27 protein-coding genes and 1 tRNA gene are annotated in these 26,135 nt (G+C 63.4%); 15 read left to right on the plus strand and 13 right to left on the minus strand.

What is annotated here, in order from left to right:
• The first annotated feature begins 107 nt into the window (after window positions 1-107).
• The 3 genes from AWB78_RS25945 (at window position 108) to nadC (ending at window position 3,419) form a co-directional block, all read left to right on the plus strand.
• Window positions 108-1,304 (plus strand): DesA family fatty acid desaturase, encoded by a 1,197-nt coding sequence (locus AWB78_RS25945; RefSeq protein WP_062608824.1) that lies wholly within the window; start codon window positions 108-110, stop codon window positions 1,302-1,304.
• Between the two features lie 115 nt (window positions 1,305-1,419).
• Window positions 1,420-2,547, plus strand: coding sequence for a quinolinate synthase NadA (gene nadA / locus AWB78_RS25950; RefSeq protein ID WP_062608825.1), 1,128 nt, complete (start codon window positions 1,420-1,422; stop codon window positions 2,545-2,547).
• Entirely contained in the window at window positions 2,547-3,419 is an 873-nt protein-coding gene (gene nadC / locus AWB78_RS25955; RefSeq protein WP_062608826.1) for a carboxylating nicotinate-nucleotide diphosphorylase, read from the plus strand. Before nadA ends, nadC begins: the two co-directional genes overlap by 1 nt.
• Here the strand turns inward: nadC and nadB are convergent.
• From nadB to radC, 4 genes are all read right to left on the minus strand, one after another.
• Window positions 3,416-5,014, minus strand: a complete 1,599-nt coding sequence (gene nadB / locus AWB78_RS25960; RefSeq protein WP_062608827.1) for an L-aspartate oxidase — start codon at window positions 5,012-5,014, stop codon at window positions 3,416-3,418. The genes nadC and nadB overlap by 4 nt on opposite strands.
• Window positions 5,015-5,200: 186 nt before the next feature.
• On the minus strand, window positions 5,201-5,368 hold the full coding sequence (gene rpmG, locus AWB78_RS25965) for a 50S ribosomal protein L33 (protein ID WP_006478046.1): 168 nt from the start codon (window positions 5,366-5,368) through the stop codon (window positions 5,201-5,203).
• A gap of 11 nt (window positions 5,369-5,379) precedes the next feature.
• The gene (rpmB, locus tag AWB78_RS25970) at window positions 5,380-5,613 is read right to left on the minus strand and encodes a 50S ribosomal protein L28 (RefSeq protein WP_008351171.1); all 234 of its coding nucleotides are present in this window, start codon (window positions 5,611-5,613) and stop codon (window positions 5,380-5,382) included.
• A 222-nt stretch (window positions 5,614-5,835) separates the two neighbouring features.
• Window positions 5,836-6,603: a RadC family protein gene (gene radC / locus AWB78_RS25975; RefSeq protein ID WP_062608828.1), complete on the minus strand. Its 768-nt coding sequence runs from the start codon at window positions 6,601-6,603 to the stop codon at window positions 5,836-5,838.
• A 204-nt stretch (window positions 6,604-6,807) separates the two neighbouring features.
• On the opposite strand from radC, the gene AWB78_RS25980 reads away from it, so the two are divergent.
• The 7 genes from AWB78_RS25980 (at window position 6,808) to AWB78_RS26010 (ending at window position 13,752) form a co-directional block, all read left to right on the plus strand.
• A complete protein-coding gene (locus AWB78_RS25980; protein WP_062608829.1) occupies window positions 6,808-7,263 on the plus strand; it encodes an FKBP-type peptidyl-prolyl cis-trans isomerase in 456 nt (151 codons plus the stop codon).
• A gap of 2 nt (window positions 7,264-7,265) precedes the next feature.
• Window positions 7,266-8,228 (plus strand): 4-hydroxy-3-methylbut-2-enyl diphosphate reductase, encoded by a 963-nt coding sequence (gene ispH / locus AWB78_RS25985; RefSeq protein WP_062608830.1) that lies wholly within the window; start codon window positions 7,266-7,268, stop codon window positions 8,226-8,228.
• 428 nt (window positions 8,229-8,656) lie between these two features.
• Window positions 8,657-9,877: a branched-chain amino acid ABC transporter substrate-binding protein gene (locus tag AWB78_RS25990; RefSeq protein WP_062608831.1), complete on the plus strand. Its 1,221-nt coding sequence runs from the start codon at window positions 8,657-8,659 to the stop codon at window positions 9,875-9,877.
• A gap of 216 nt (window positions 9,878-10,093) precedes the next feature.
• Entirely contained in the window at window positions 10,094-11,044 is a 951-nt protein-coding gene (locus AWB78_RS25995) for a branched-chain amino acid ABC transporter permease (protein WP_062608832.1), read from the plus strand.
• A gap of 22 nt (window positions 11,045-11,066) precedes the next feature.
• Window positions 11,067-12,236, plus strand: a complete 1,170-nt coding sequence (locus AWB78_RS26000) for an ABC transporter permease subunit (protein WP_062608833.1) — start codon at window positions 11,067-11,069, stop codon at window positions 12,234-12,236.
• Between the two features lie 16 nt (window positions 12,237-12,252).
• Complete coding sequence (locus AWB78_RS26005) at window positions 12,253-13,029, plus strand: ABC transporter ATP-binding protein (protein WP_062608834.1); 777 nt, start codon at window positions 12,253-12,255, stop codon at window positions 13,027-13,029.
• A gap of 18 nt (window positions 13,030-13,047) precedes the next feature.
• Window positions 13,048-13,752, plus strand: coding sequence for an ABC transporter ATP-binding protein (locus tag AWB78_RS26010; protein ID WP_096031846.1), 705 nt, complete (start codon window positions 13,048-13,050; stop codon window positions 13,750-13,752).
• Between the two features lie 54 nt (window positions 13,753-13,806).
• Here AWB78_RS26010 and AWB78_RS26015 read toward each other — a convergent pair whose 3' ends face one another.
• The 3 genes from AWB78_RS26015 to AWB78_RS26025 form a co-directional block, all read right to left on the minus strand.
• On the minus strand, window positions 13,807-14,229 hold the full coding sequence (locus AWB78_RS26015; RefSeq protein ID WP_062608836.1) for a GNAT family acetyltransferase: 423 nt from the start codon (window positions 14,227-14,229) through the stop codon (window positions 13,807-13,809).
• The gene (locus AWB78_RS26020) at window positions 14,226-15,410 is read right to left on the minus strand and encodes an acetylornithine transaminase (protein WP_062608837.1); all 1,185 of its coding nucleotides are present in this window, start codon (window positions 15,408-15,410) and stop codon (window positions 14,226-14,228) included. Before AWB78_RS26020 ends, AWB78_RS26015 begins: the two co-directional genes overlap by 4 nt.
• Before the next feature lie 275 nt (window positions 15,411-15,685).
• Window positions 15,686-16,717: a CDP-6-deoxy-delta-3,4-glucoseen reductase gene (locus AWB78_RS26025; RefSeq protein WP_062608838.1), complete on the minus strand. Its 1,032-nt coding sequence runs from the start codon at window positions 16,715-16,717 to the stop codon at window positions 15,686-15,688.
• Between the two features lie 88 nt (window positions 16,718-16,805).
• Here AWB78_RS26025 and AWB78_RS26030 point away from each other — a divergent pair, with 88 nt between their 5' ends.
• Window positions 16,806-17,924 (plus strand): NAD-dependent epimerase/dehydratase family protein, encoded by a 1,119-nt coding sequence (locus tag AWB78_RS26030; protein WP_062608839.1) that lies wholly within the window; start codon window positions 16,806-16,808, stop codon window positions 17,922-17,924.
• Here AWB78_RS26030 and AWB78_RS47740 read toward each other — a convergent pair.
• From AWB78_RS47740 to AWB78_RS26045, 4 genes are all read right to left on the minus strand, one after another.
• Window positions 17,921-18,097 (minus strand): hypothetical protein, encoded by a 177-nt coding sequence (locus tag AWB78_RS47740; RefSeq protein WP_198399349.1) that lies wholly within the window; start codon window positions 18,095-18,097, stop codon window positions 17,921-17,923. The two genes, AWB78_RS26030 and AWB78_RS47740, sit on opposite strands and share 4 nt — an antisense overlap.
• Before the next feature lie 240 nt (window positions 18,098-18,337).
• Complete coding sequence (locus tag AWB78_RS26035; RefSeq protein WP_062608840.1) at window positions 18,338-19,060, minus strand: pseudouridine synthase; 723 nt, start codon at window positions 19,058-19,060, stop codon at window positions 18,338-18,340.
• Window positions 19,061-19,249: 189 nt separating this feature from the next.
• Window positions 19,250-20,347 carry a TIGR03118 family protein gene (locus tag AWB78_RS26040; RefSeq protein ID WP_062608841.1) on the minus strand — a complete coding sequence of 366 codons (1,098 nt, stop codon included), beginning with the start codon at window positions 20,345-20,347 and terminating at the stop codon, window positions 19,250-19,252.
• A 108-nt stretch (window positions 20,348-20,455) separates the two neighbouring features.
• A complete protein-coding gene (locus AWB78_RS26045; RefSeq protein WP_198399350.1) occupies window positions 20,456-20,944 on the minus strand; it encodes a hypothetical protein in 489 nt (162 codons plus the stop codon).
• Here AWB78_RS26045 and AWB78_RS26050 point away from each other — a divergent pair.
• Window positions 20,931-22,076 carry a hypothetical protein gene (locus tag AWB78_RS26050; protein ID WP_198399351.1) on the plus strand — a complete coding sequence of 382 codons (1,146 nt, stop codon included), beginning with the start codon at window positions 20,931-20,933 and terminating at the stop codon, window positions 22,074-22,076. The two genes, AWB78_RS26045 and AWB78_RS26050, sit on opposite strands and share 14 nt — an antisense overlap.
• A 445-nt stretch (window positions 22,077-22,521) precedes the next feature.
• Window positions 22,522-23,238 (plus strand): hypothetical protein, encoded by a 717-nt coding sequence (locus tag AWB78_RS48500; RefSeq protein ID WP_232477881.1) that lies wholly within the window; start codon window positions 22,522-22,524, stop codon window positions 23,236-23,238.
• Between the two features lie 264 nt (window positions 23,239-23,502).
• Here AWB78_RS48500 and AWB78_RS26060 read toward each other — a convergent pair.
• Window positions 23,503-23,587: transfer RNA gene (locus AWB78_RS26060), tRNA-Leu, on the minus strand.
• Window positions 23,588-23,703: 116 nt separating this feature from the next.
• Here AWB78_RS26060 and AWB78_RS26065 point away from each other — a divergent pair.
• Complete coding sequence (locus AWB78_RS26065) at window positions 23,704-25,050, plus strand: tyrosine-type recombinase/integrase (protein ID WP_082883423.1); 1,347 nt, start codon at window positions 23,704-23,706, stop codon at window positions 25,048-25,050.
• Window positions 25,051-25,160: 110 nt separating this feature from the next.
• Window positions 25,161-25,586 (plus strand): hypothetical protein, encoded by a 426-nt coding sequence (locus AWB78_RS26070; protein ID WP_062608845.1) that lies wholly within the window; start codon window positions 25,161-25,163, stop codon window positions 25,584-25,586.
• A 60-nt stretch (window positions 25,587-25,646) separates the two neighbouring features.
• On the opposite strand, the gene AWB78_RS26075 is transcribed toward AWB78_RS26070, so the two are convergent.
• Window positions 25,647-26,099: a hypothetical protein gene (locus AWB78_RS26075; RefSeq protein ID WP_062608846.1), complete on the minus strand. Its 453-nt coding sequence runs from the start codon at window positions 26,097-26,099 to the stop codon at window positions 25,647-25,649.
• Window positions 26,100-26,135: the final 36 nt, after the last annotated feature.

Genomic DNA, 26,135 nt, shown 5'->3' on the forward strand with positions numbered 1-26,135 from the left:
AATGCGATCGAACTTGCGCACGTTCCTTTCATGCGCACAACAAGTTGCCCGAAGCCAGTTTGACCGGCCATTTTTCCCGAATTTCACAGCTACACAGGTAAACCGCCTTGCTGAATTCTTCCCTCGAATTTCTCGCCAACGGATTGCTGGACTTTTCCTGGTGGCAGATTCTGCTGTTCACGCTCGCGATGACTCACGTCACCATCGCCGGCGTCACGATCTATCTGCACCGCTGCCAGGCGCACCGCGCGCTTGACCTGCATCCCGTCGCGAGCCATTTCTTCCGCTTCTGGCTGTGGATGACCACAGGCATGCTGACCGGCCAGTGGGCGGCGATCCACCGCAAGCACCACGCCAAGTGCGAAACCGAGGAAGATCCGCACAGCCCGCAGACGCGCGGCATCTGGAAGGTGCTGCTCGAGGGCGCGGAGCTTTATCGCGCCGAAGCGAAAAACGAAGAAACCATGCGCAAATTCAGTCACGGCACGCCGAACGACTGGATGGAGCGCAACATCTACACGCGTTATCCGATTCTCGGCATCAGCGTCATGATGGTGATCGACGTCGCGCTGTTCGGCATCGTCGGTCTGTCGGTGTGGGCCGTGCAGATGATCTGGATTCCGTTCTGGGCGGCGGGCGTGGTCAACGGTCTCGCGCACTGGTGGGGCTACCGCAACTTCAATTCGTCCGATGCATCGACGAACATCTTCCCGCTCGGCATCCTGATCGGCGGCGAGGAGCTGCATAACAATCACCACACGTTCGCGACGTCCGCGAAGCTGTCGAGCAAGTGGTACGAGTTCGATATCGGTTGGATGTACATCCGCATGATGTCGATGGTCGGCCTCGCGAAAGTGAAGAAGGTCGCGCCCACGCCGAAGCTCGCCGCGAGCAAGGCCGTCGTGGATCAGGACACGCTGCAGGCCGTGCTGTCGAACCGCTACGAAGTGATGGCGCGTTACGGCAAGGCGCTCAAGCGCGCCTACGCGCAGGAACTTGCGAAACTGAAGGAAGCCGGCGCGCGCGAAAAGTATCAGCTGATGCGCGGCGCGCGGAAGTGGTTCCACAAGGAAGAGGACGGCCTGAACGAGCCGCAGCTCAAGCAACTGCCGGAACTCACGTCGGACAATCAGAAGCTGCGCACCTTCATCGAGCTGCGCAAGGACCTTTCGTCGATGTGGGACCGCTCCAACGCCTCGCGCGAGCAACTGGCCACGCAATTGCAGGACTGGTGCCATCGCGCGGAACAGAGCGGCATCAAGGCTCTGCAGGATTTCGCTTTGCGCCTGCGCCGCTACGCCTGACGCGCGATATCCGTTAAAATTTATGGACGTCACAAGACCCCGCTCTGGCGGGGTCTTTGTTTTTGGCGGCCGAATTTTCGCGTCACGTTGTTGGTATGGAGCAGGGGACAGGGACATGGAAGCGATCAGGAGCGTCGAGTACGACCGGCCGCAAGGCCTCACGTGTGGAGTTGGCGAGGCGTGGGCGAGGGTGCCGAGCGCGCCGTCGCCGGAAGAGAAGCGCGAGCTGAAGGAGCGCATTCGCGCGCTGCTGAAGCGGGAAGAGGCGGTATTGGTGGCGCATTATTATGTCGATGCCGAACTCCAGGAGCTTGCCGACGAAACCGGCGGCTGCGTCGCCGATTCGCTCGAAATGGCGCGCTTCGGCCGCGATCATGCGGCGAAGACACTCGTAGTGGCGGGCGTGCGCTTCATGGGCGAGACGGCCAAGATCCTGAGCCCGGACAAGCGCGTGCTGATGCCCGATCTCGACGCGACGTGCTCGCTCGACCTCGGCTGCCCCGCTGACGAGTTCTCCGCGTTCTGCGACGCGCATCCGGACCGCACGGTCGTCGTGTATGCGAACACGAGCGCGGCCGTGAAAGCGCGCGCGGACTGGATGGTCACATCGTCGATCGGTCTGGAAATCGTCGCCGATCTCCACGCGCGCGGCGAAAAGATTTTGTGGGCGCCGGACCGGCACCTCGGCAACTACATTCAGAAGAAGACCGGCGCGGACATGCTGCTGTGGCAGGGCTCGTGTCTCGTCCACGACGAATTCAAGGGCGTCGAACTCGATCTGCTGCGCAACGAGTATCCCGACGCGAAGATTCTCGTGCACCCGGAATCGCCGGAAGGCGTCGTCGCGCTCGCGGACGTGGTCGGCTCGACCACGCAGCTCATCGACGCCGCCGTGCGCATGGACGCAAAGCACTTCATCGTCGCTACGGATCTCGGCATTCTGCACAAGATGCGGCTCGCCGCGCCCGGCAAGACCTTCATCGAAGCGCCGACCGCCGGCAACAGCGCGACCTGCAAGAGCTGCGCGCATTGCCCGTGGATGGCGATGAACGGCCTCGCCAATCTCGCCGATGTCCTGGAGCGTGGTCACAACGAGATTCACGTCGATCCGGCCATCGGGCTGCGCGCGCGCGTGCCGATCGACCGCATGCTCGACTTCGCCGCGCGTCACAAGAAGCGCGTGCAGACGAGCGGCGACCTGGCCAAGGACACCGCGCTGTTCACCAATGTGGGAGCCGCGTGATGGCTGTCTCGCCGATCTTCGAAGAAGTCCGCGCCCAATACGGCGAAGCGTTCGACGTAGCGCTCGCGCGCAATGTCGTCGATGCGCTCGATGAAGACGTCGGCAGCGGCGACGTCACCGGCCGTCTCGTGCCCGCGGATTCGCGGCGCACGGCGCGCATCATCGTGCGCGAGGAGGCGGTGCTGTGCGGCGTGCCGTGGTTCGACGAAGTGATGCGCCGCGTCGATCCGACGATCGAAGTCGAATGGCAATACCGCGAAGGCGATCGCATGGCGGCGAATTCGCCCGTCGTGCTGCTGCACGGGCCGTCGCGCTCGCTGCTCACCGCGGAGCGCAATGGCCTGAACTTCCTGCAACTGCTGTCGGGTGTCGCAACGGCGACGCGCCGCTATGTCGATGCGATCGAAGGAACCCGCGCGCGTATCCTCGATACGCGCAAGACGCTGCCGGGCTTGCGGCTCGCGCAGAAATACGCGGTGCGGGTGGGCGGCGGCGCGAACCAGCGTCTCGCGCTCTACGACGGCATGCTGATCAAGGAAAACCACATCGCGGCGGCGGGCGGTGTGGGCGCAGCGATGAATGCGGCGCTCGCCTTGAACGCAGGCGTGCCGATTCAGATCGAGGTGGAAACGCTGGAGCAGCTCGAAACGGCGCTGGCCCATCGCGCGGAATCGATCCTGCTCGACAACTTCACGCCCGACATGATGCGCGATGCCGTGCGCATCACGGCCGGCCGTGCGTTGCTCGAAGTGTCCGGCGGCGTGAATTTCGACACCGTCCGCGCCATCGCGGAAACCGGCGTGGACCGCATCTCCATCGGCGCGCTCACGAAGGACGTGCGCGCGACCGACTTCTCGATGCGTATTCTCTAAAGGCTCGTGCGGCGCGCGGCCGGCGGCATCAACACCGTCGGCAGCGCCTTCGGCAAGGTCTCGGGCCAGTCGCGGCTGTAGTGCAGGCCGCGGCTCTCGCGCCGCGAGCACGCGCTTTCCACGATCAGCGACGCCACATCCACAAGATTGCGCAATTCCAGCAGGTCGCGGCTCACCTTGAAGTTCGCGTAGTACTCGTGGATCTCGTCGCGCAGGAGCGCGAGCCGATGCTGCGCGCGCGCGAGACGCTTGTCCGTGCGCACGATGCCGACGTAATTCCACATCAGCCGCCGCAGCTCGTCCCAGTTGTGCGCGACGACCACTTCCTCGTCCGGATCGGACACGCGGCTCTCGTCCCAGTCGGGCAATTCGGCGTGACAGCCGTTCGAAAACCCGTCCGCTTCGATCGCCTGCGCCGCCGCGCGGCCGATCACGAGGCATTCGAGCAGCGAGTTGCTCGCGAGCCGGTTCGCGCCGTGCAGACCGGTGTACGAGGTTTCGCCGACCGCATACAGTCCGGGGCGATCCGTGCGCCCCGCGAGATCCGTGACGACGCCGCCGCACGTGTAATGCGCGGCAGGCACGACGGGAATCGGCTCCTTCGCGATATCGATGCCGAATTCGCGGCAGCGAGCGAGGATCGTCGGAAAGTGCTCTTCGAGAAACGCGCGCGGCTGATGGCTGATGTCGAGATACACGCAATCGATGCCGCGCTTCTTGATTTCGAAGTCGATCGCGCGCGCGACGATATCGCGCGGCGCGAGTTCTGCGCGCTCGTCGTGCGCGGGCATGAAGCGCGTGCCGTCCGGCAGGCGCAGAATGCCGCCTTCGCCGCGCACCGCTTCGGAAATGAGGAACGACTTCGCGTAGGGGTGAAACAGGCACGTCGGATGGAACTGGATGAACTCCATGTTCGCGACGCGGCAGCCCGCGCGCCACGCCATCGCGATGCCGTCGCCGGTCGCGGTGTCGGGATTCGTCGTGTAGAGATAGACCTTGCCCGCGCCGCCCGTCGCGAGCACGGTGTGAGGCGCCTGAATCGTCACCGTGCGGCCCGAGTGGAGATCGAGCGCGTAAAGGCCGTGACAGCGTTGTCCTGGCAGCCCGAGACGACCGGACGTGATCAGGTCGATCGCGTAGTGATCTTCGAGAACGGTGATGTTCGGATGGTTGCGCACGCGCTCGCTCAGCGTGGTGACGACCGCGTGACCGGTGGCGTCGGCTGCGTGAATGATGCGGCGATGGCTATGGCCGCCTTCGCGCGTCAGATGGAAGCCGAGCTCGGCGGAGACATCGCGCGTGAAGGGCACGCCCTCGTCGATGAGCCATTCGATCGCCGCGCGCCCGTTCTCGACGATGAAGCGCGTCGCCGCTTCGTCGCACAGGCCGCCGCCCGCAACGAGCGTATCGTCGACGTGATTGTCGACGCTGTCGGCCGAGTCCAGCACGGCCGCGATGCCGCCTTGCGCCCAGTCGCTTGCGCCGACGCTCGCCGCGCGCTTCGCCAGAATCGCGACACGCCGCGTTTCAGCCAGATTCAGCGCGACGCTCAAGCCTGCAAGGCCGCTTCCCACGATCGCTACATCGAAATTCATGCTGCCCGTTCTCCGTCCGTATGCCCGTCGATAGCCGGCAAGCATACCCCGCATGAACCCTGTGTGACAGCGAAAACACCCGTACGGTCGTGTGTAAATCGCGTGAAATCCGGCGCCGAAAAACAAAAAGCCCCGCGATTGCGGGGCTCTCTGCTGTCTTCGTCAGGCTACTCAATATCAAGCGGCTTACTTGATCTTGGTTTCCTTGTACTCAACGTGCTTGCGGACGACGGGATCGAACTTCTTGATCGCCATCTTTTCCGGCATGTTGCGCTTGTTCTTGGTCGTCGTGTAGAAGTGACCCGTGCCTGCGGTCGATTCCAGCTTGATCTTGTCGCGTGCGCCCTTGGCCATGTGCGTGCTCCTTAGATTTCACCGCGTGCGCGCAAGTCTGCGAGCACGGCGTCAATACCGTTCTTGTCGATCAGGCGCAGGCCGGCGTTCGAGACGCGCAGACGCACCCAGCGATTTTCACTTTCAACGAAGAAACGGCGGTTCTGCAGGTTCGGCAGGAAACGACGCTTGGTCTTGTTGTTTGCGTGGGAAACGTTGTTGCCCGACATCGGGCCTTTCCCAGTTACTTGGCATACGCGTGCCATGAGGACACTCCTAATACACGTTTAGTCTGAGTCGAACGCTCGAATGAAAGCACTCGCTTCCGGTTCGATGCCTCTTATCGCCCAATTTGCCGATCGGGGACTTGGCAGCACGGTTATGCCAATGAGGGCCGCGTAAGCTCAGAGCAGGCGGGTTGAGAAAAGCAAACGTGGATTGTAGCAGGAAAAACGCTGCAATATCAAACCATTTATGGCTCGGCAGTATCACAGCCAGCCTTGTCGTGCAAACGAAAACACTTCGTTTGCCGCGACGACGACATGATCCAGCAGCCGCACGTCGATGAGCGTCAGCGCGTCCTGGAGCGTTTTGGTCAGCCGTCGGTCGTTCGCGCTCGGCTCGACGCCACCGGACGGATGATTATGCGCGACGATCAGCCCGGCCGCGTTGAGTGTGAGCGCCCGCCGCACGATTTCGCGCGGATACACGGCCACGCGCGTGAGCGAACCGCGGGCGGACTCCTCGGCGAGGAGCAACTGATGGCGCGCGTCGAGATACAGGCAGACGAACACTTCGTAGGGCCGCGTACCGATCAGAAGCCGCAGATAATCCTCGACCGCGCCCGGCGCGTTCATCAGTTCGCGGCCGCGCGCCTTTTCCGCGAGCGCGCGCCGGCACAGTTCCGACACGGCGAGCAGCGTCGCCGCGCGCGCCGGCCCGATGCCGCGCTGCTCTCGCAACTCCAGCTCGGAGGCATCGAGCACGCCGCGCAGGGAGCCGAAACGCCGCAACAACTGGCGCGCGACATCGATCGCGCTCACGCCCGACACGCCGGTGCGCAGGAACAAGGCGAACAACTCCGCGTCCGATAGCGTCGCGGGGCCCGCATCGAGGAGACGCTCGCGCGGACGCTCGGTACGCGCCCATTTGCGGATGGGCAACCTGAGTGCGGATTCGGGCGCGTCGATCACGTCGATCACGTCGGGCGCGTCGGGCGCATCGGGCGGCTGCACGAGCCGCAGATCGGCACTCATTTGAGCCTCCCGGGACGTCTTGTCGCGCGCGCGAGAGCACACGGGACTGAGCCGTGTGGCACGTCCCGACACAACTCTGTCTTACAATAGCGGTTTTGGCGTCCGGTTCGCACCGGCGCCGCGCGGTTCGCTGCCTCGCGCCGAAGAGCCGCCCCATGCGGGGCCCGCGCCCCGCCTTCAAATGAACGGCCACATCCAATACTCATGAGCATCATCGATATCTCCGAGGTGAAACCCGGTTCGCACGTCACGCTTCATTACCGGCTCGCGCTTGCCGATGGTGCTGACATCGTCAACACGTTCACCGACAAGCCCGCGACCCTCCTGCTCGGCGCAGGCCAGCTCGCGCCGCCGTTGGAAGAGATTCTGCTGGGCCTGAAGGTCGGCCACCATTCGACCTTTCAGCTAACGCCGGATCAGGCGTTCGGGCCGCGCAATCCGGAGCTCGTCCAGTGGGTGTCGCTCGCGACGCTGCGCGAAAACAGCATGATCGGCGAGGATTTTTCTCCCGGCGATCTCGTCGAATTCAACGCGCCGAACGGCGGCCGCTATGCGGGCGTGCTGAAGGAAGTCGGCGAAACCGCGGCGCTGTTCGACTTCAACCACCCGCTCGCGGGCCAGGCGCTCGTCTTCGAAGTGAAAATCATCGGAATTCTGTAACCATGATTGAAAGCCTCAACGAAGTTCAGACCGACGTCGAAATCCTGCTCGCGCAGCCGCGCGGGTTTTGCGCCGGCGTCGATCGCGCGATCGAAATCGTCGAGCGCGCGATCAAGCTCTTCGGCGCGCCCATTTACGTGCGCCACGAGATCGTCCACAACGCCTATGTCGTCGCGGATCTGCGCAAGAAGGGCGCGATCTTCATCGAAGATCTGGCCGACGTGCCCGAAGGCGCCACGCTGATCTTCAGCGCGCACGGCGTCTCGAAGGCGGTACGCGGCGAAGCGGAAGCGCGCGGCCTGCGCGTGTTCGACGCGACCTGCCCGCTCGTGACCAAGGTGCATATCGAAGTGGCGAAGATGCGCCAGGAAGGGTTCGACATCGTGATGATCGGGCACAAGGGCCATCCGGAAGTGGAGGGCACGATGGGCCAGTCGGGCGAAGGCATGCATCTCGTCGAGGATATCGACGACGTGCTGAAGCTCGATCTGCAGGATCCCGAGCGCATCGCGTACGTCACGCAGACCACGCTTTCGGTCGACGACGCCTCCGCGATCATCGACGCGCTGAAGGCGAAGTATCCGCAGATCAAGGAGCCGAAGAAGCAGGACATCTGCTACGCGACGCAGAACCGCCAGGACGCGGTGAAATTCCTTGCGCCGCAATGCGATGTCGTGATCGTCGTGGGCAGCCCGAACAGCTCGAATTCGAGCCGCTTGCGTGAAGTGGCCGAGAAGCGCGGCATCCCTTCCTATATGGTGGACTCGCCGACGCAGATCGACCCGGCGTGGGTCGAGGGCAAGAAGCGCATCGGGGTGACGGCGGGCGCATCGGCGCCGGAAGTGCTGGCTCAGGCCGTCATCGGACGTTTGCGCGAGCTCGGCGTGCGCAACGTGCGTTCGCTCGAAGGCATCGAGGAGACGATCTCCTTTCCGCTGCCGCGCGGGCTGTCGCTGCCGCAATAAGTTAGTCGGCTTCCTCGAAAAGCGCCTCCGGGCGCTTTTTTTTCGCCCGTCGACAGGACCTTGCGACACCCGGCGGAACCCTGGCGCGCGAGACGAAACCAAGCGTGAACACCGTCTTGGTGCACTCGCCGGTTTGAGTATTTTCTTCTAAAAAACTTCAGGGTTTCCCCGTAAATCCGATAAGCAAACGTAACCCTTCGAACCCCGGCGATTAAACCTGTTCCCGTTATGGTGCAACTACTGCACAAAATCGAATCGCAACCCGGTTGCGCTTTCGCGGGAAAATCGCCGGAAAATGGTGGTTGCAATGCAGGAAAACCCCGCCACGCAAGAATATTGCTCGTCTCATATTTAGCGTTACAATTCGCGCGTCTTGAGGCCAGAAGGGTTCACGACGACAGTTTTTAGGGGCGCAGGAGACCTATTTGATGCGATTCAAGTTTGCTCACGCCGTGTCGATCGCGGCTGCGGTTGCAATGACGACCGCATGCGGCAAGAAGGACGAAAGCGGGGCGAGCACGGCAGCGTCGGCGGCGAGTTCCGCTTCCGCGCCGGCCGCGTCCGCGCCTGCGCCGGCGAGTGAGGCAACTGTCGTGAAGATCGGTCATGTGGCGCCTTTGACGGGCTTGCAGGCCCACCTCGGCCAGGACAATGAAAACGGCGCGCGTCTCGCACTGGAGGAGATCAGCGCGCAAGGTCTGACGATCGACGGGCGTTCCATTCGCCTCCAGCTCGACAGCCAGGACGACGCGGCCGATCCGCGCGTCGGTACGGAGGCGGCGCAGAAGCTCGTCGACGACCATGTGGTCGCCGTGATCGGCCACCTGAATTCGGGCGTGTCGATACCGGCGTCGAAGATTTACAGCGATGCGGGCATCGCGCAGATTTCGCCATCGACGACGAATCCGGAGTACACGAAGCAAGGTTACAAGACGACGTTTCGCGTCGTGGCCACGGACGCGCTGCAAGGCCCCGTGCTGGCCGGCTACGCGATGAAGACGCTGCATGCGAAGAAGGTCGTCGTGGTGGACGACGCCACCGCCTACGGCCGGGGACTGGCCGATGAGTTCGCCAAGACCGTGCAGGCGGGCGGCGTGAAGATCGTCGGCCGCGAGCAGACCACCGAGAAGGCTCGCAATTTCAAGGCGATCCTGACGAAGATCAAGCGCATTCAGCCGGATGTCGTGATGTACGGCGGCATGGACGTGACGGGCGGCCCGTTCGCGAAAGAAGCGGCGGCGCTCGGCATCAAATCGAAGATTCTCGCAGGCGATGGCGTCTGCACAGAAAAGCTGGCCGAACTCGCGGGCGACGCGGTGCAGAACATCGTTTGCTCGGAGGCGGGACTCGCGCTTTCGAAGATGGACAAGGGAGCGGACTTCGAAAAGAAGTACGAGGCTCGCTTTCACCAGCCGGTGCAGATTTACGCGCCGTTCACGTATGACGCGATGTACGTGATCGTCGATGCAATGAAGCGCGCGAATTCCATCGAGGCGCCCAAGGTGCTCGCTGCGATCGCCACGACCGACTTCAACGGTCTGACGGGGCATATCGCATTCGACGACAAGGGCGACCTGAAGGCGGGGACGATTACGCTTTACGACTTCAAGGACAAGAAGAAGGACGTGCTCGACGTCGTCAGGCAGTAAGTAGCAGCAAGCCAGCGGCGCCAAACCGACAGCGCCGTTTTCGTATCCGTCCGGGAAACGCTCGCGGCCTCATCCGGCGGCGAGCGGACGATCGGACGATTGACCCTTACCGGTTTTTTAAAAAGTACGCGCAGTGCCGCTTCAGATTTCGCTTCACACCGGTTTATCGGCCGGTGATAAAGCGTTATCGAATCGCACGGGGCTAAGGAGCTTTAAATGGATATTTTCATCCAGCAGATCCTCAACGGTCTGGTGCTTGGCAGCGTCTACGCCATCATCGCACTAGGCTATACGATGGTGTACGGCATTCTCGGCATCATCAACTTCGCGCACGGTGACGTGCTGATGGTCGGCGCGATGGTTGCGCTCTCGGCCATCGGCGTCATGCAGAACCACTTCCCGGGTCTGCCCGGGCCGATCATGTTGACGATCGCGCTCATCGTTGCCGCAATCGTCTGCGCGATCGTCGGCTACACGATCGAAAAAGTCGCGTACCGGCCGCTGCGCAAGGCGCCGCGTCTCGCCCCGCTGATCACCGCAATCGGTGTGTCCATTCTGCTTCAGACCATCGCGATGATGATCTGGGGCCGCAATCCTCTCGCGTTCCCGCAGCTTCTGCCGACCGATCCGATCAACGTGATCGCTGCCGACGAAACCCGTCCGGGCGCGGTTATTTCGATGACCGAAATCGTGATCATCGTCGTTGCGTTCATCGTGATGGCGGGCCTGCTGCTCCTCGTGCACAAGACCAAGCTCGGCCGAGCGATGCGCGCGATCGCCGAGAATCCGGCTAACGCCTCGCTCATGGGCGTGAACCCGAACTTCGTGATTTCCGCGACCTTCATGATCGGCTCGGCGCTGGCGGCGCTGGCGGGCGTGATGATCGCCTCGGAATACGGCAACGCACACTTCTACATGGGCTTCATTCCCGGCCTGAAGGCGTTCACGGCGGCGGTGCTGGGCGGTATCGGCAACCTCGGCGGCGCGATGGTCGGCGGCGTGCTGCTCGGTCTCATCGAACAGTTGGGCGCCGGCTATATCGGCAACCTGACGGGCGGCGTCTTCGGTTCCAACTACCAGGACGTGTTCGCCTTCATCGTGCTGATCATCGTGCTCGTGTTCCGTCCGTCGGGTCTGCTCGGCGAACGTGTCGCGGACCGCGCTTAAAGACTGAGAGGAGCTCATAAAAATGACTTCGATTCAACCGATCGAGCCGTCCACGACGCTCATCCCCGAGAAGAACATGACGAAAACGCTCGTCGTGGGCATTCTCACCGCCGTGTTCGTCATTGCCGCGCCGATGGTCATCGGCGCAGCGGGCGGCAACTACTGGGTCCGCGTGCTCGACTTCGCGATGCTCTACGTGATGCTCGCGCTGGGCCTGAATGTGGTGGTCGGCTTCGCCGGCCTGCTCGACCTGGGCTACATCGCGTTCTACGCGGTCGGCGCGTATACCGCCGCGCTGTTGTCGTCGCCGCAGCTTTCGACGCAGTTCGAATGGATCGCGGCGCTCGCGCCGACCGGGCTTCACTTCCCGTTCTTCATCATCGTGCCGATCGCGATGGCGCTCGCGGCGACCTTCGGCGTGCTGCTCGGCGCACCGACGCTGCGTCTGCGCGGCGACTATCTCGCGATCGTGACGTTGGGCTTCGGGGAAATCGTCCGGATCTTCATGAACAACCTCGATCGTCCGATCAACATCACGAACGGTCCGAAGGGCATCACGGGCATCTCTCCGGTGCACGTCGGTGACTTCAGCCTCGCGCAGACGCACGAGTTCCTGGGCTTCAAATTCCCGTCCGTCTACCTGTACTACTACCTGTTCGTGCTGTGCGCGTTGTTCGTGATCTGGGTCTGTACGCGTCTGCAGCATTCGCGTATCGGCCGCGCATGGGCCGCCATTCGTGAAGACGAAATCGCCGCGAAGGCCATGGGCATCAACACCCGCAACGTGAAGCTGCTCGCGTTCGCGATGGGCGCATCGTTCGGCGGTCTGTCGGGCGCGATGTTCGGCGCGTTCCAGGGCTTCGTGTCGCCGGAATCGTTCACGTTCTGGGAATCGATCGTCGTGCTGGCGTGCGTGGTGCTCGGCGGCATGGGCCACATCCCCGGCGTGATTCTCGGCGCGGTGCTGCTCGCCGTGTTCCCCGAATTCCTGCGCTCGACGATGGGTCCGCTGCAACACGCCATCTTCGGCCATCAGATCGTGGATACCGAAGTCATCCGTCAGCTGCTGTACGGCCTGGCGATGGTGCTGATCATGCTGTATCGCTCGGAAGGTCTGTGGCCGGCCGCGAAACACGAAGACAAGATCGCGAAGATCGCAAAGCGCAGCGGCAAGAAGCCGGTGCGCGCATAAGGCGGAGATTCAGAACATGAGCGATAAACAAACACGACTTTCCGTCAAGGGCGTCAACAAGCGCTTCGGCGGCCTGCAGGCGTTGTCGGATGTCGGCCTCGAAATCCAGGAAGGCACGATCTACGGTCTGATCGGCCCGAACGGTGCCGGCAAGACGACGTTCTTCAACGTGATCACCGGCCTCTACACGCCGGATTCGGGCGAGTTCCGTCTCGACGGTCAGGCGTACACGCCGACCGCCGTGTATCAGGTGGCGAAGGCGGGCATCGCGCGCACGTTCCAGAACATTCGTCTCTTCGGCGGCATGACCGCGCTCGAAAACGTGATGGTCGGCCGTCACGTCCGCACGAAGCACGGACTGCTGGGCGCGGTGTTCCAGACGCCGGCCGAGCGCCGCGAGGAGCGCGAGATCAAGGAACGCGCGCTCGAACTGCTCGAGTACGTCGGCGTGCTGCAATACGCGGACTACACGTCGCGCAATCTGTCGTACGGTCACCAGCGTCGTCTGGAGATCGCGCGCGCGCTGGCGACCGATCCGAAGCTGCTCGCGCTCGACGAACCGGCCGCCGGCATGAATGCGACGGAAAAGGTCGAGCTCACGCGTCTGCTCGACAAGATCCGCGCGGACGGCAAGACGATTCTCCTGATCGAACACGACGTGAAACTCGTGATGGGATTGTGCAACCGCATGACGGTGCTCGATTACGGCAAGGTGATCGCCGAAGGTCTGCCGCAGGACGTGCAGAAGGACCCGAAGGTGATCGAGGCATATCTGGGTGCGGGGGTGCACTAAATGGCGACCACAAGCGCAATGTTGAAGGTCAAGGGTCTGCAGGTGAACTACGGCGGCATCCAGGCGGTGAAGGGTGTCGATCTGGAAGTCGGGCAGGGCGAACTCGTCACGCTGATCGGCGCGAACGGTGCGGGCAAGACCACGACGATGAAGGCCATCACCGGTCTCAAGCCTTACTCGGGCGGCGATATCGAGTATATGGGCCAGTCGATCAAGGGCGTGCCGACGCACGAGCTGCTCAAGCGCGGTTTGGCGATGGTGCCGGAAGGTCGCGGCATCTTCGCGCGCATGTCGATTCTCGAGAACATGCAGATGGGCGCGTACCTGCGCAACGATTCGGACGGCATCCAGAAGGACACCGAGCGCATGTTCGGCTTCTTTCCGCGTTTGAAGGAGCGTGCGTCGCAGTATGCGGGCACGTTGTCGGGCGGCGAGCAGCAGATGCTGGCCATGGCGCGCGCGCTGCTGTCGCGTCCGAAGCTCTTGCTGCTCGATGAACCGTCGATGGGTCTCTCGCCGATCATGGTCGAGAAGATCTTCGAAGTGGTGCGTGAAATCTCGAAGGAAGGCCTGACGGTGCTGCTCGTGGAGCAGAACGCGCGTCTCGCGTTGCAGGCGGCGAATCGCGGTTATGTGATGGATTCGGGCATGGTCACGATGTCCGGCGACGCGAAGGTCATGCTAGATGATCCGAAGGTTCGCGCGGCCTATCTTGGCGAGTAAGTTCGCGGGTTGCTGAAAGAAGAAAGCCGGCTGTCGCAAGACAGCCGGCTTTTTTCATAGCCGCTTGCCGAGGCTCACGACCTCATCCATCCGATAACCGAGCTTTTCATAGAACCCGCGCAATTCAGTCCTGAACGACAGAATCTGCAGATTCACCTTCGGACAACCGAGCTTCGTCAACGCGGCTTCCGCGTGCTTCATCAACGCGCTGCCAAAGCCGCGTCCGCGCAGCGATGGCGCGACCGCGAGCGAATACACCCAGCCGCGATGCCCGTCGTAGCCGGCCATGACCGTACCGATCACGTTGCCGTCGAGGGCGCCGACGAAGAACAGCTCCGGCTGCATCTTCATCTTGTTATCGATCGATAACGAAGGATCCCGCTGCGGCCGCGATGCATCCGCGTATTCCGGAAACACATCGCGCCACAGGGCGATCACGGCATCGCGATCGCCTGCATCGAACTCGCGGATGATCACAGCGAATCGAGCACCGAACGCAGCATCGACATCATCTGGTCGATCTCGTCCGTGGTCACGTTGAGCGCGGGCATGAAGCGCAGCAGGTTCGGGCGCGCCGCGTTGAGCAGCAGGCCGTCGGGCTGCATCAGACGCGCCTTTTCGACGATCTGCGGACCCTTGTCGCTGTCGAGCAGCAGCGCGCGCAGCAGGCCTTCGCCGCGCTCGCCCTTGAAGCCGCGCTCCGCCGACAGCTTCAGCAGTGCCTGCTTCAGATACTCGCCTTTCTCGCGCACGCTTTCGAGGAAGCCCGGTGCGACGAGCTGCGAAATCACCGAATGCCCGGCCGCCGTCATCAGCGGATTGCCGTTATAGGTGCCGCCCTGATCGCCTGCTTCGAAGCACGCGACTTCCGCCTTCGAGAGCAGCGCCGCGAGCGGCACGCCACCGCCGATGCCCTTTCCGAGCGTCATGATGTCCGGTTCGATCCCCGAGAGCTCGTACGCGAACAAGGTCCCGGCGCGCCCGCAACCGCTTTGCACTTCATCGACGATCAACAGCAGGTTGTGTTTCTTCGTCAGCTCGCGCAGCTGCTGCATGAACTCGCGCGTCGCGGGGATCACGCCGCCTTCGCCCTGAATCGGCTCGAGCATCACGCCGACGGTCTTCTCGTTGATGAGCTTCTCGACCGACGCGATATCGTTCAGATCGGCCTTCGGGAAGCCCGGCACCTGCGGCGCATAGATGGTGTCCCAGCCGGCCTTGCCGCTCGCGGACATCGTCGCGATAGTGCGGCCGTGGAAGCTGTGGTCGAACGTGATGATCTCGTACGCGCCGTTCCTGAACTTCCTGCCCCACTTGCGCGCGAGCTTGATCGCGCCTTCGTTCGCTTCGGCGCCGCTGTTCGCGAAGAACACCTTGTCGAAGCAGCTGTTCGCGGTGAGCAGGTCCGCGAGCTGCGCCATCGGTCCGTTGTAGAACGCCGGCGACGGATTGATCAGCGTGCGCGCCTGCTTCTCGATCGCTTCGATCATGCCTTCGTTGCAGTGGCCGAGTGCGTTCACGGCCCAGCCCTGGATGAAGTCGAGATAGCGCTTGCCCGTGTTGTCGTAGAGCCAGGAACCCTTGCCGTGCGTGAACACGATCTCGGGACGGTTCGTGATGTACATCAGCGAATCAACGGGGTACTCATTGAAATTCATGACAGCGGGCTCCACGAGGGCTAGTGCGAGAGAAAGATGAAAACGGTGCGGAAAAAACAAAAGCCACGGATTGCCGTGGCTTCATTTCGTGCGCTTGAACAAACCGAACCGTGAGCGCAAATGCATGACGAGCCAGCGGCATCCCTAGGGGAGCGGCGAGCGGCGACGTCGAAGTGCGTTCAGGGTTTTGATCATTCGCGAAGGATACGTTAAGCGGTTGCTGCCTGTAAACCGTGCACGCGGATTTTTTGTCCGCGTGCAGGTTGTCTGCAACATCAGACCGGATGCGCCAGATCCGCCGCGCTCGTGAACGAATCCGCGTAGAACTCGTCTTCCGGCAGGCGATGATGCTGCGTGAAATCGCGCTGCGCGGATTCCACCATCACGGGCGCGCCGCATGCGTACACTTGATAGCCGCTCAAGTCCGGCAGATCCTCGATGACAGCGCGATGAACGAAACCCGTGCGCCCCGTCCAGTTGTCGTTCGCATCGGGTTCGGAGAGGACCGGCACGAACCGGAAGTTCGGGATGTCCTTCGCCCACTGTGCGGCGAGGTCCATCATGTAGAGGTCCTTCTTGCGGCGGCCGCCCCAGTAGAGCGTCATCGGGCGGTTCAGATTCTTGAACACCGCATGTTCGATGATCGCCTTGATCGGCGCGAAGCCCGTGCCCGACGCGAGCAGCACGATGGGCTTCTCGGATTCGTCGCGCAGGAAGAACGTGCCGAGCGGGCCTTCGAAGCGCAGGATGTCGCGCTCCTTCATCGCGCCGAACACGTGATCCGTGAACGTGCCGCCCGCCATGTGGCGGATATGCAGCTCGAGCGGGCCTTCGTGATGCGGCGGGCTGGCCATCGAGTAGCTGCGGCGCTTGCCGTCCTTCAGGATGAATTCGATGTACTGGCCCGCAAGATATTGCAGGCGCTCGTTCGCGGGCAACTGCAGTTTCAGCTCGATGACGTCGTCCGCCTTGCGTTCCAGCGCGTTCACGCGGCACGGCAGCTTCTTCACCTGCACGTCGCCGACGCCCGCGACTTCGCGCACGTCGATTTCGAGGTCGGTCTGCGCGGTCGCGCAGCAGAAGAGGGCCATGCCGCGCGTCTTTTCATCGTTCGACAAAGCCGACGACGAATGCGGCGCCTGCTCGACTTCGCCGCTCACGACGGCGCCCTTGCAGGAGCCGCACGCGCCGTTCTTGCAGCCGTACGGCAGGCCGATGCCCTGACGCAGCGCGGCGGTGAGCACCGGTTCGTCGGGTTCTACTTGAAACTGCCGGCCGCTTTGCCGGAGCGTTACGTTGAAAGCCATAGATCGATTCTGCGATGGGTGGAGTTGTCTCTTGGGTTGTTTCTTTCGACGCTGCACGCCCGTTTCGAGCGGCGGATAGAATGCCCGGATGATCGCCACTCGAAACCTTCGTCGCGCGCGAGTCCTGATCGTCGGATGCGGCGATGTCGGCATGCGCGCGCTGCCGCTCTTTCAGGCGCGCGCCGCGGCGCCCCGCGTAATCGCGCTCACGCATCATCCCGAGCGCGCGGGCGAGTTGCGCGCGGCGGGCGCGACGCCCATTCCCGGCGATCTCGATGCACGCAAGAGCCTCAAACGGCTCGCGGGCATTGCGCGAAGCGTGCTGCATCTCGCCCCGCCGCCGCGCGATGGCCTCGACGACCGCCGCACGCGTGCCCTGATCGCCACCTTGCGCGCGCCGCGCCGTTCGATTGCGCGCGCAGTGCAATCGCCGGTCATGGCGCAGCGGCTGATACGCGGCTACATGCGGGCCTTCGATACACGAACGCGGCATGTGTTGCGCGATCCGTCACGCGCGCCTTCGCGCCGGCCCGGCCAACGCCCGAGTTCGTTCGCGAAAACATCTTTCATTGTACCCGACGGCCCTTTCCCGACCAGCATCCGGCAAACGAGCTTCCGCCCCGGCCTGCGTTTGGTCTATGCGAGCACGACGGGCGTCTACGGCGATTGCGGCGGCGCGTGGATCGACGAAACGCGGCCCGCGCGGCCGGAGAACGAGCGGGCGCGGCGGCGCGTGTCGGCGGAGCGGCAGCTTCGCGCGGCGGGCGTGGAGAGCGGCTGGCGCGTGTCGATCGCGCGCATTCCGGGCATCTACGCGGGCAACCGCCTGCCGCTCGCGCGCATCGAGCGGGCGCAACCGGCGCTCATCGAATCCGACGATGTCTACACGAACCACATTCACGCCGACGATCTCGCCGGAATTCTCGTGCGCGCGCTCGCGCGCGGCCGTCCGCAGCGCGTCATCAACGCCTCCGACGACACCGATTTGCGCATGGCGGACTATTTCGACCGCGTGGCGGACGCGTACGGCCTCCCGCGCGTGCCGCGCATTTCGCGAGCGGAGGCCCAAACGCGCCTCGAACCCATCACGCTGTCGTTCATGCGCGAGTCGCGGCGACTCTCCAACGCGCGCCTGAAGCGCGAGCTGGCCTACGAGCTGCGCCATCCGACGGTCGACGATTTCCTACGGACGAACGCGCGGCGCTAGATCAGCGCGGGAATCGTTTCGAGCAGGACGAAGCACATCAACGCGCCGATCAATGCGCCGATGAGATTCGGCGAATCCTTGTGACGCACGTGCATGACGACGGCCAACACCCCGATGAGGACAGCGCTCAGCGCAACGAACGCAACCAGCGCGGCGGTCGAGTGGGGGACCATGATGCCCTCCTGCTTTTTTGATAGTCGTTATCGGTATCCGTTAGACCAGTATATGAGGGCGGATCACGGAAGGCATGCTGCGCCGCAGCGCCGGCTGTTCAGGGCTTTTACCGATTCGCATGCTGAATGCGTGTCGATCGATGCAATGACGGCCGCGAACATCGGCGAAATCGTGCGCTGCGCCTCCGACAGTCCGACCTGTCATCGTCGTGCGTGCGCAACGCAGTCGGCGCGGCGATGTCAGGCGTTTTTGTGCGGCGTGTCGCGCAGCGCGGCGAGATCGGCTTCGTCGAGCCAGCGCCATGCACCTTCGGCAAGCGTTTCAGGCAACGCATAGCCGCCGACGCGCTCGCGATGCAGTTGCTCCACGCGATTGCCCGCCGCCGCGACCATGCGCTTCACCTGATGGTATTTGCCTTCGAGCACGGTGAGTTCGAGCAGCCGCTCGTCGCGCCGGTTCGCCGCGAGCGCGGCGTTCGGCTTCGACTCGCCGTGCAGCAGCACGCCTTCGCGCAGTTTCGTGAGCTGCGCGTCATCGAGCGGATGACGCACCGTCGCGAGATAGACCTTCGGCACCTTGCGTTTGGGCGATGTGAACGCGTGCACGAACGCACCGTCGTCGGAGAGCAGGAGCAGGCCGGTCGTGTCCTGATCGAGCCGGCCGACCGCCTGCACGCCGCGCTCGGCAAGCTGCGGCGGCAGCAGATGAAAGATGCTCAGATGATGCTGCGGATCGCGCGAGCATTCGTAACCTGCGGGCTTGTTGAGCGCGATGTACGCCTTCTCGCGATACGTCCAGCGATGATCGTCGACTTCGAATTCGAGACCGGGCGCGACGGGAAGATCGGCATGCGGATCGTCGCGCACGACGCCCGCGATGCGCACGCGTCCTTCGGCGACGATGCCGCGGCACTGGCGGCGCGACCCGAAGCCTTGGGAGAAGAGGAGGGTTTCGAGGTCCATCGGATGAGCGGAGTTGAAGCGCGCATTCTAGCAAGCCGCGCTTCGGATCAGCGCTCGTGCGCTCGTCTCGCGTCATCGATAAAAAGGGCGCCGCCCGAACCACGGACGACGCCCGGAGTGGCGATGCGCACTTCGGACGAGGAGGTGTCCGTGGCCGGCGTCATCGCCCAGGGAAAAGCGGCGCGCGCTTCATTGCATATCGATGCGTCCGTACACGCCATCGGCCTCGTCATTCGGACCGGCGGCGAAGAACAGCGTGTTCGACGGCTGCGCGTTCAGGTTGTTGCCGAACGCGATGCCCCAGAGGCCGGGCTGCACGAGCGGCTTGCCGTCGGCGTTCATGAATTGCCCGACGAACGCGCCGGTATTCGGATCGAACGCGTTGATCGTGCCGTCGCCGAAATTGCCGACGAGGATGTCGTTGCTGAAGGTGCCGAAGTTGCCGGGCGCCTGAGCCATGCCCCACGGCGCATTCAGCGGGCCGTTCGCGGCGAAGCGCTGCATCAGGTTGCCGTCGATGTCGAACACGTCGACGAAGCCCTGGCCGGCGCCCGCCACGTCGTCCTCGGCGTCGCTGTCCTGCTGCGCGTAGGTGACGAAGATCTTCGAGCCGATCGCCTGGATGCCGAAGGGCGCGAAGCCCGCGGGAATCTGCGTGTCCTTGAAGCCGCCGGGCACGACGATCCGCGTGAACGTGCCGTCGAAGACATCGACCTTGTTGTTGTGGAAATCGGTCGCGTAGAGCCGATGCCCGCCCGCCGCCGTCGTGGCGATCGCGAGTCCCTTGTAGATCGCGCCCGACGCGCTCGAATCGACGGCGGTGAACGCGTGCGTCGTGTCGACGGCCGGCGCCCACGCGGTGATCGAACCGCCTTCGCCCGCGAAGATGAACGCCGCGACGCCGGACTTGCCGTTGCGGGAGATCGTCAGATCCGGTCCCTTGTTGAAGACGATGCCGGTCGGGTTCGCGGGGCCCGTCGCGGTGGGCGGAATCGCTACGACGAGCGATTGAACCACGCCGTTGCCGTCGTAGAGCGTGGCCTTCTGCGTGCCGTTATCGGCGACCCACACGAAGCCGTTCGGATTGAACGCGACACCCCAGCCGTTTTTCAGGTTCGGGTCCGTGTGCGGCGCGGCGACGGCGCCATCGGATACGACGATCGTCATGTTGAAGCGCGTCGCCGACGGCATGCTGTCGCTCGAGCCGCCGCCGCAGGAGGTGAGGCCCGTCAACGTCACGATCGCGGCGGCGGAAGCCACGAGGCGGCTCCACAATCCGGTTTGCATGATGGTGACTCCTTCGGCAGCGGCGCGCCGTCAGTTCGTTCGTCACCTCTAAACGGATGGGCCCGGAGGCTTATTCCGTTCGCAATCGCGTGATTGTTTCGATGCGCGTCAGTGCGCGTCGCCACGTCCCTTTGCGACCATCGGCACGCCCAGGCCGAGAAGCGTGAAGCGGGCGTCGTCCTGATCGCCCGCCTTCGCGCCGTGCTTCGGATTCACGCTCCAGCGGCCGTCGAAGGTCATGGCCGGGACGATCGGCTTCGGTATCGCGCTGGCCTGGCGGAAGTAGTCCGCATTGGATTCGTTCTGCACGGCGAGCGCGCGACGCAAGGTCGCGTGGGTCTGCGCATTGCGCGGGTCGAGGGCCACTGCGCGGCGGGCATTGCGCAGCGCGCACGCCGGATCCTGTTTCACGGCGCAGGAGCGGGCGCTGGTGATCGCGCCGTCGCGCGCGCGTTCCTGCCGCGACAATTCGGCTGCAAGCTGCTGGATTTCCGGACTGCGTGGCTGGCTCGCATAGAGGCCGCGCATGTGACGTCGCGCGGACGTGAGATCGCGATTGGCGAGCGCCTGCTGGACCGCGGCGATGTCGTGCGCCACGGAAGCGGGAAGCGGCTCCTGGGCGGGTTTTTCGATCGCGGCGATCGTCGGTGTAATGGCGGGCTTGTCCTTGTTCGTGATCGCTGCCGCGCCGCGCGGCGGTTCGGATGGGCGCGTCACGGGCTTTGCCGGAATCGGCGCTGCGAGCGTCAGCGTCGCGTTTTCGCGCGGCTCCGGTTTTTGCGTCGATGCGATGGCGGGTTTGATCGAAGGCGTCGCGGCGGCTACGGACGCGGCTGTCGCTGCGGCGGCGTTGATCGTCGTCGTGGCTGTCGTCGATGGCTTCGTCGCGACGATTGCAGCCGATGTCGCGACGGCGTGCGAAGGCGCGTTCGCTGCGGCGACTGCCGTGGGCGCACTGGATGCGGGCGTGCCCGTTGTGACTGATGTGGGCTTTGCCGTCGATTGCGCCACGACCGTGGTTGACGCGGCGGACACTGGCGGCTTTGCCGGCGCGCTCGTCGCGACCGTGCTGTTTGATCTCGCCGAAGCGGTTTCCATCGGCGTTCGCGCCGCGACCGTGGCTGACGCAGCGAACACTGGCGGCTTCGCGGACGCGACTGCGGCGACGGTGCCGCTCGCCGTAGCCGATGCGGTTGCCGCCGGCGCTCGCGACGCGACTGCGGTTGGCACAGCGGGCACCGGCGGCTTTGCGGACGTGCTTGCCGCGAGCGTGCTGATCGATGCGGGCGAAGCGGTTTCCGCCGTTGCTCGCGTCGCGACCATGGTCGATACAGCGGACGCTGGCGGCTTCGCGGACACGCTTGCCGCGACCGTGCCGCTCGCCGTCACCGAAGCGGTTTCCGCCGACGCCCGCGCCGCGACTGCGGTTGGCACAGCGGGCACCGGCGGCTTCGCGGACACGCTTGCCGCGACCGTGCCGCTCGCCGTCACCGAGGCGGTTTCCGCCGCCGCCCGCGCTGCGACCGGAACACTCGGCGCCGCGTGCATCGACGTGATCGCAGTCTGCGCCGGCGAGCCCTTGGCGCCGGCGTTCCGGGCGAGCGCTTCCGATGTCTGGGCTTCGCGCGTGGGGCTTGCCTTCTCCGGCGTGTGCCCGTTCGCACTCGATCGCGTCGACGATGCATGCCGCGCATCGCTCGCGCGCGGTGCCTCGGAGGCGCCATCGTGAACCGCGCCTGCCACGCTGACGGCGGGGCGCGCGCTCATCGCGCCGGGGGCGGTGTTCGGATCGGCATAGAAATAGGCGCCGGCCGCGATACCGGCCACGACACCGCCGACCAGCACCGCGATGCCCCTGCGCGCGGGCTTGCGCTGCTCAGCCGGCGGAAGGTCGCCGGGCTCGGCGAGGCTCGGGTAGGACGTTAGCATCTTGCGGCGCACGAGGCGCTGCAGCCAGCCGCTGGCGCGCAAGTCGACGATGTCGAGTTCGCCGGGCATGGGCGCGGGCGCGGCCGTATCGGCGCCGCTCGTGAAAATCGCGCCTTGCCGATCCGATCCGCATGACGGACAGGTGTCTTCCTCAGCCAGGGATACCGTGTTGCAACGATGGCAAATCACGGAGTCGAGCGACAGCGAATATTCAGGTCGATTCATCTCGCACCCTTGTTCGATTTATGGCTCGCCGCGTCGCGCGAGCGGGTCACGACATCAGGCGTGTCCTGAGCAACCCGACATGCGGCTGCCGCGCGCGCGAGCATCCTCGTGATGATCCGGGCGCCGGGGTTCTGAATGCCGATCGGAGGTCATTTTTGCGGCGCGCGGTGACGGGCGTCTACGCGATTGCGCACATTTGGATGATGAACGGACCAGGAGAATGCAAGGAGGAGGGTAGCCAACCGGACGACTTCCGTGCCTTCACGCCATCGGCGAAAGTGCGTGGCATCACGCACGAAAGGATGATGACCATGCAAACGAAAGGCTTCGACACGACGGCGCGGCAATTGATCGTCGGGCTGCCGCTGTTCATGGGCGCGATCGAATATATTCTGCGGGTCGCGCTGAACCAGCCCGGAAAGGACGATTTCTTCCCGATTTCACTCGTTGCCTCGAGCGTCAGTCTGAATGCTGCACTGGCAGTGCTGCCGGCCGAGCTTCGCAGCGGTTTCCCTCGGTGGACTTCGAGACAAGGAACCAGTCAGGCGATCCTTATCGCAAATCTGGGAATTTTCGCCTCCCTGATTGGAATGCTTCTGTGGATATACTTGCTTGTCGCTTCATTTAGTCAGGAAGTACGCGGGCTCCTGCCGTCGCACCCTCTGAGGGATGCTTTGGTGTACTACGGGTTATCAATCGTGTTGAATGAATGGAAGGCTGGGGTGTCAAGATGTTGAACTTCGTACTGGGTTTCTTTCGGGAGTATTGGCCGGTCGTCGTAGCTTGCGCATTTGCAAGATTCGGCGCTCCGGTTCTGGCGGACTGGTTATGTCGTAACGTCGCCAAGGAGGCGCCTCAGGGCGGAACGAAACCCGGTTCTGGCGCCGAGTGAAAATGGGCTGCCGCGACCCGTCGGTGCGACGAGGCTTCTGGGTGCGCAGTGAATTTCGCCCGCCCCAAACGCAAAAGCCGCTCCCGAAGGAGCGGCTTTCGAACAATCCTGGTGCCCAGGGCCGGAATCGAACCGGCACGCCTTGCGGCGGGGGATTTTGAGTCCCCTGCGTCTACCAATTTCACCACCTGGGCTGCGCGTAGGGCGTTGATTTCTCAGTACTTTTCTATCGACACACGTTAGAGAGTCCTGCGGAAAAACGCCTACTTTTCCGTATTTCTAAATCATTAGAACGGAAAAATCGCGGAAAATGAGTATAGCAGAAAGCAACCGTCAGGCGCTAGTGCGCAAGGCAGTATTTATGGCCGTCTCGCGCGTACCGGGCCGCTACGTTGACCGGGACTTCCCGGCACTCTGTTTACAAGTCTCCCCAAAACTCAAAGCGGTCTGGTTCATCCGGTTCCGGGCGAACGGTGTAGAGCAGCGCGATACGCTCGGAGTGGCCGCGCCGGATGGGGACGGGCGGCTGAGCTATTCGTATGAGCACGCTCGGGCGTGGGCGGTCGAGAGTGTTCTAGCGGCTCGGAACGCCGCGCCGAACCCGGAGCCTAGACCGATACCGACCGAAGCCGCGCCGCACGAGCGCGCACCCGTTCCGGGCGTTTCCCTCGGGAGCGTCTGGACCGATTTCCTAGAGAACCGGCGCACTAAACGCGGTCAGCCCCTCGCCGCGAGCACGAAGGCCGATTACGCGAAGTTGTACGCGTATGCGCTCGCTCCCGTGAAAGACTGGTCGCTGGCCACCTCGCGCGTCGCGGAGTGGGTTGCGTTCTTTCGGACGGTACGCGAGAAGCACGGTGCTTCGAAGGCGCTGTATGCGTCCAATATCGTCTCAGCCGTGTACACCTACCTGATGTCGCTTGACCTGATCGACACGAACCCGATCATGAAGGTCAGGCTTGGGCGGCAATTTATCGCTCCTGCGCCGCGCGAGTCGCACATCGAAACTGCGGACCTTAAGCCCTTTTGGGCGGCCATCGGGAGGACGCTCAAGCGCCGCGACAGCCGCGAGGCGGTACGGTTGATATTCATGACCGGATTCCGGCTCAACGCGGCGCTAGGGCTGAAGTGGTCACAACTCGATCTTGCGCGAGGCTTCGCGTACATCGAGCCGGGCACGGAAGGCTGGAAGGGATTTTCGGGCGTCATGCCGCTGAGCGACTACGTGACGGACCTGCTACGCGAACGGTATGTGCGACGGAAGTGTAAGGAGTGGGTGTTTCCGGCTCGGACGGGCGACGCGCCGCACATGACTCGCGTAGGCGATTCTCTCGCGAAGGTTTGTGACGCGGCCGGCATCGAGCGGATCACTGCGCATGACCTGAGACGGACTAAGGCCACGGTCGGTTCGCTCGCTTTCGGCAGTGACCATTCGAAGGTTGCCGTCCTACTCGGCCATAACTGGGCGACTAACGAGAAGGGCATGACGGTATCGCGCGGCGCTATTACGGCCCGTTATATACAGACCGAATTAGCCACACTCCGCGCTATATCGAACGAGGCTGCGGGCGTCCTTTTGGAGCTAGTCGGGGAGCGGCGGATGAGCGATGAGACAGCCGCGAAGTTGCGTCGCGCGGGACTGTCCTCAGAAATCTGAACGGTCGTCCAGAAAGTTGTTTGCGCTGCTGGTTCTGTCCCCTAATATCAACTTACCGGCTCGTTGAGTCGGAACCCGATAACCGAAAGAACTGATTAGGAGTGTTGAAAATGGCCCGCAAAACTTTGACCGCTAAAGCCGCTGCTACCGTGTCGCCCGTCGTGATGGCCGCTGCGTGGGAACGCTTTCCGCGTGGCGAGGACTTTGGCCTTGAGCCGCTGGTCCTTCCGGCCTTCAAAATGCCGAAATTTGGTAACGCCGCTGGGGTGTCGGCTAGCTGGAATGACGCTGCCGTTCGTATCGCTCGGACGACCAAGAACGGCGTGCGCGTGACGTTCGATGGCTCTACGAAGGAGTACCGAAGCGTTAAGGAGGCTTTCACCGCGCTTCGCCTTCCGATCCAGAAACATATCAAGTTTCGCGGCGTCCTGAAAAAGAGTCTCCGCGAAGCGTTCGCCGCGCCGGACGGGAAGGTCTATATGTTCGAGATTGCGGGTGAGCGCCGCGAGGAAGGGGACGATGCGATCAAAATTTAACGCCGCGCAGTAGGACTGAACGCCCGCCGCTAGAGTGATCTAGGGCGGGCGTTTTCACATCTAGTCGGCCATCTCAAAAACGTACTCCCTCCCCTCGAATACAAACACATCGCGACCGGTGCGCTTCAGGCGCTTTCGGACGCCCTTGTGCGAGCCTACGGGCAGGCCATGCGCTTCGAAGGCTAGGAGGACTGTTCTATGGCCTGTAGTCTCACCGTCCACCGTGACCTTCGGGAATACGCGCGTCATACGGTCGCGTTTCACGTCTGGATCGGCCCACGTTCTCGCCGCGCCTTCAGTCACCTTCGATAGCCATTCCGGGTCGGACTCGATTGCCGCACGTTTCGCTTGAAACTCCGTGTTGTGCCGGTACGCCGCGCGTGTGTTCGCCGCGATCAAGGTGCGCATGGCCGGATCGCTCATTTGCGCCCTAGCAAGTTCCGCTTGCTTACGTCTGAACTCGTCTGTCCGGCACGCCGCGATGCGTTTTGCTTCCCTCTCTTGCCTGTTCATGCGTATGCTCCGGTGATCAAGAAGAAAATAAACAGC

The sequence above is a fragment of the Caballeronia calidae genome, from assembly GCF_900044055.2.
Taxonomy (GTDB): Bacteria; Pseudomonadota; Gammaproteobacteria; order Burkholderiales; family Burkholderiaceae; genus Caballeronia; species Caballeronia calidae.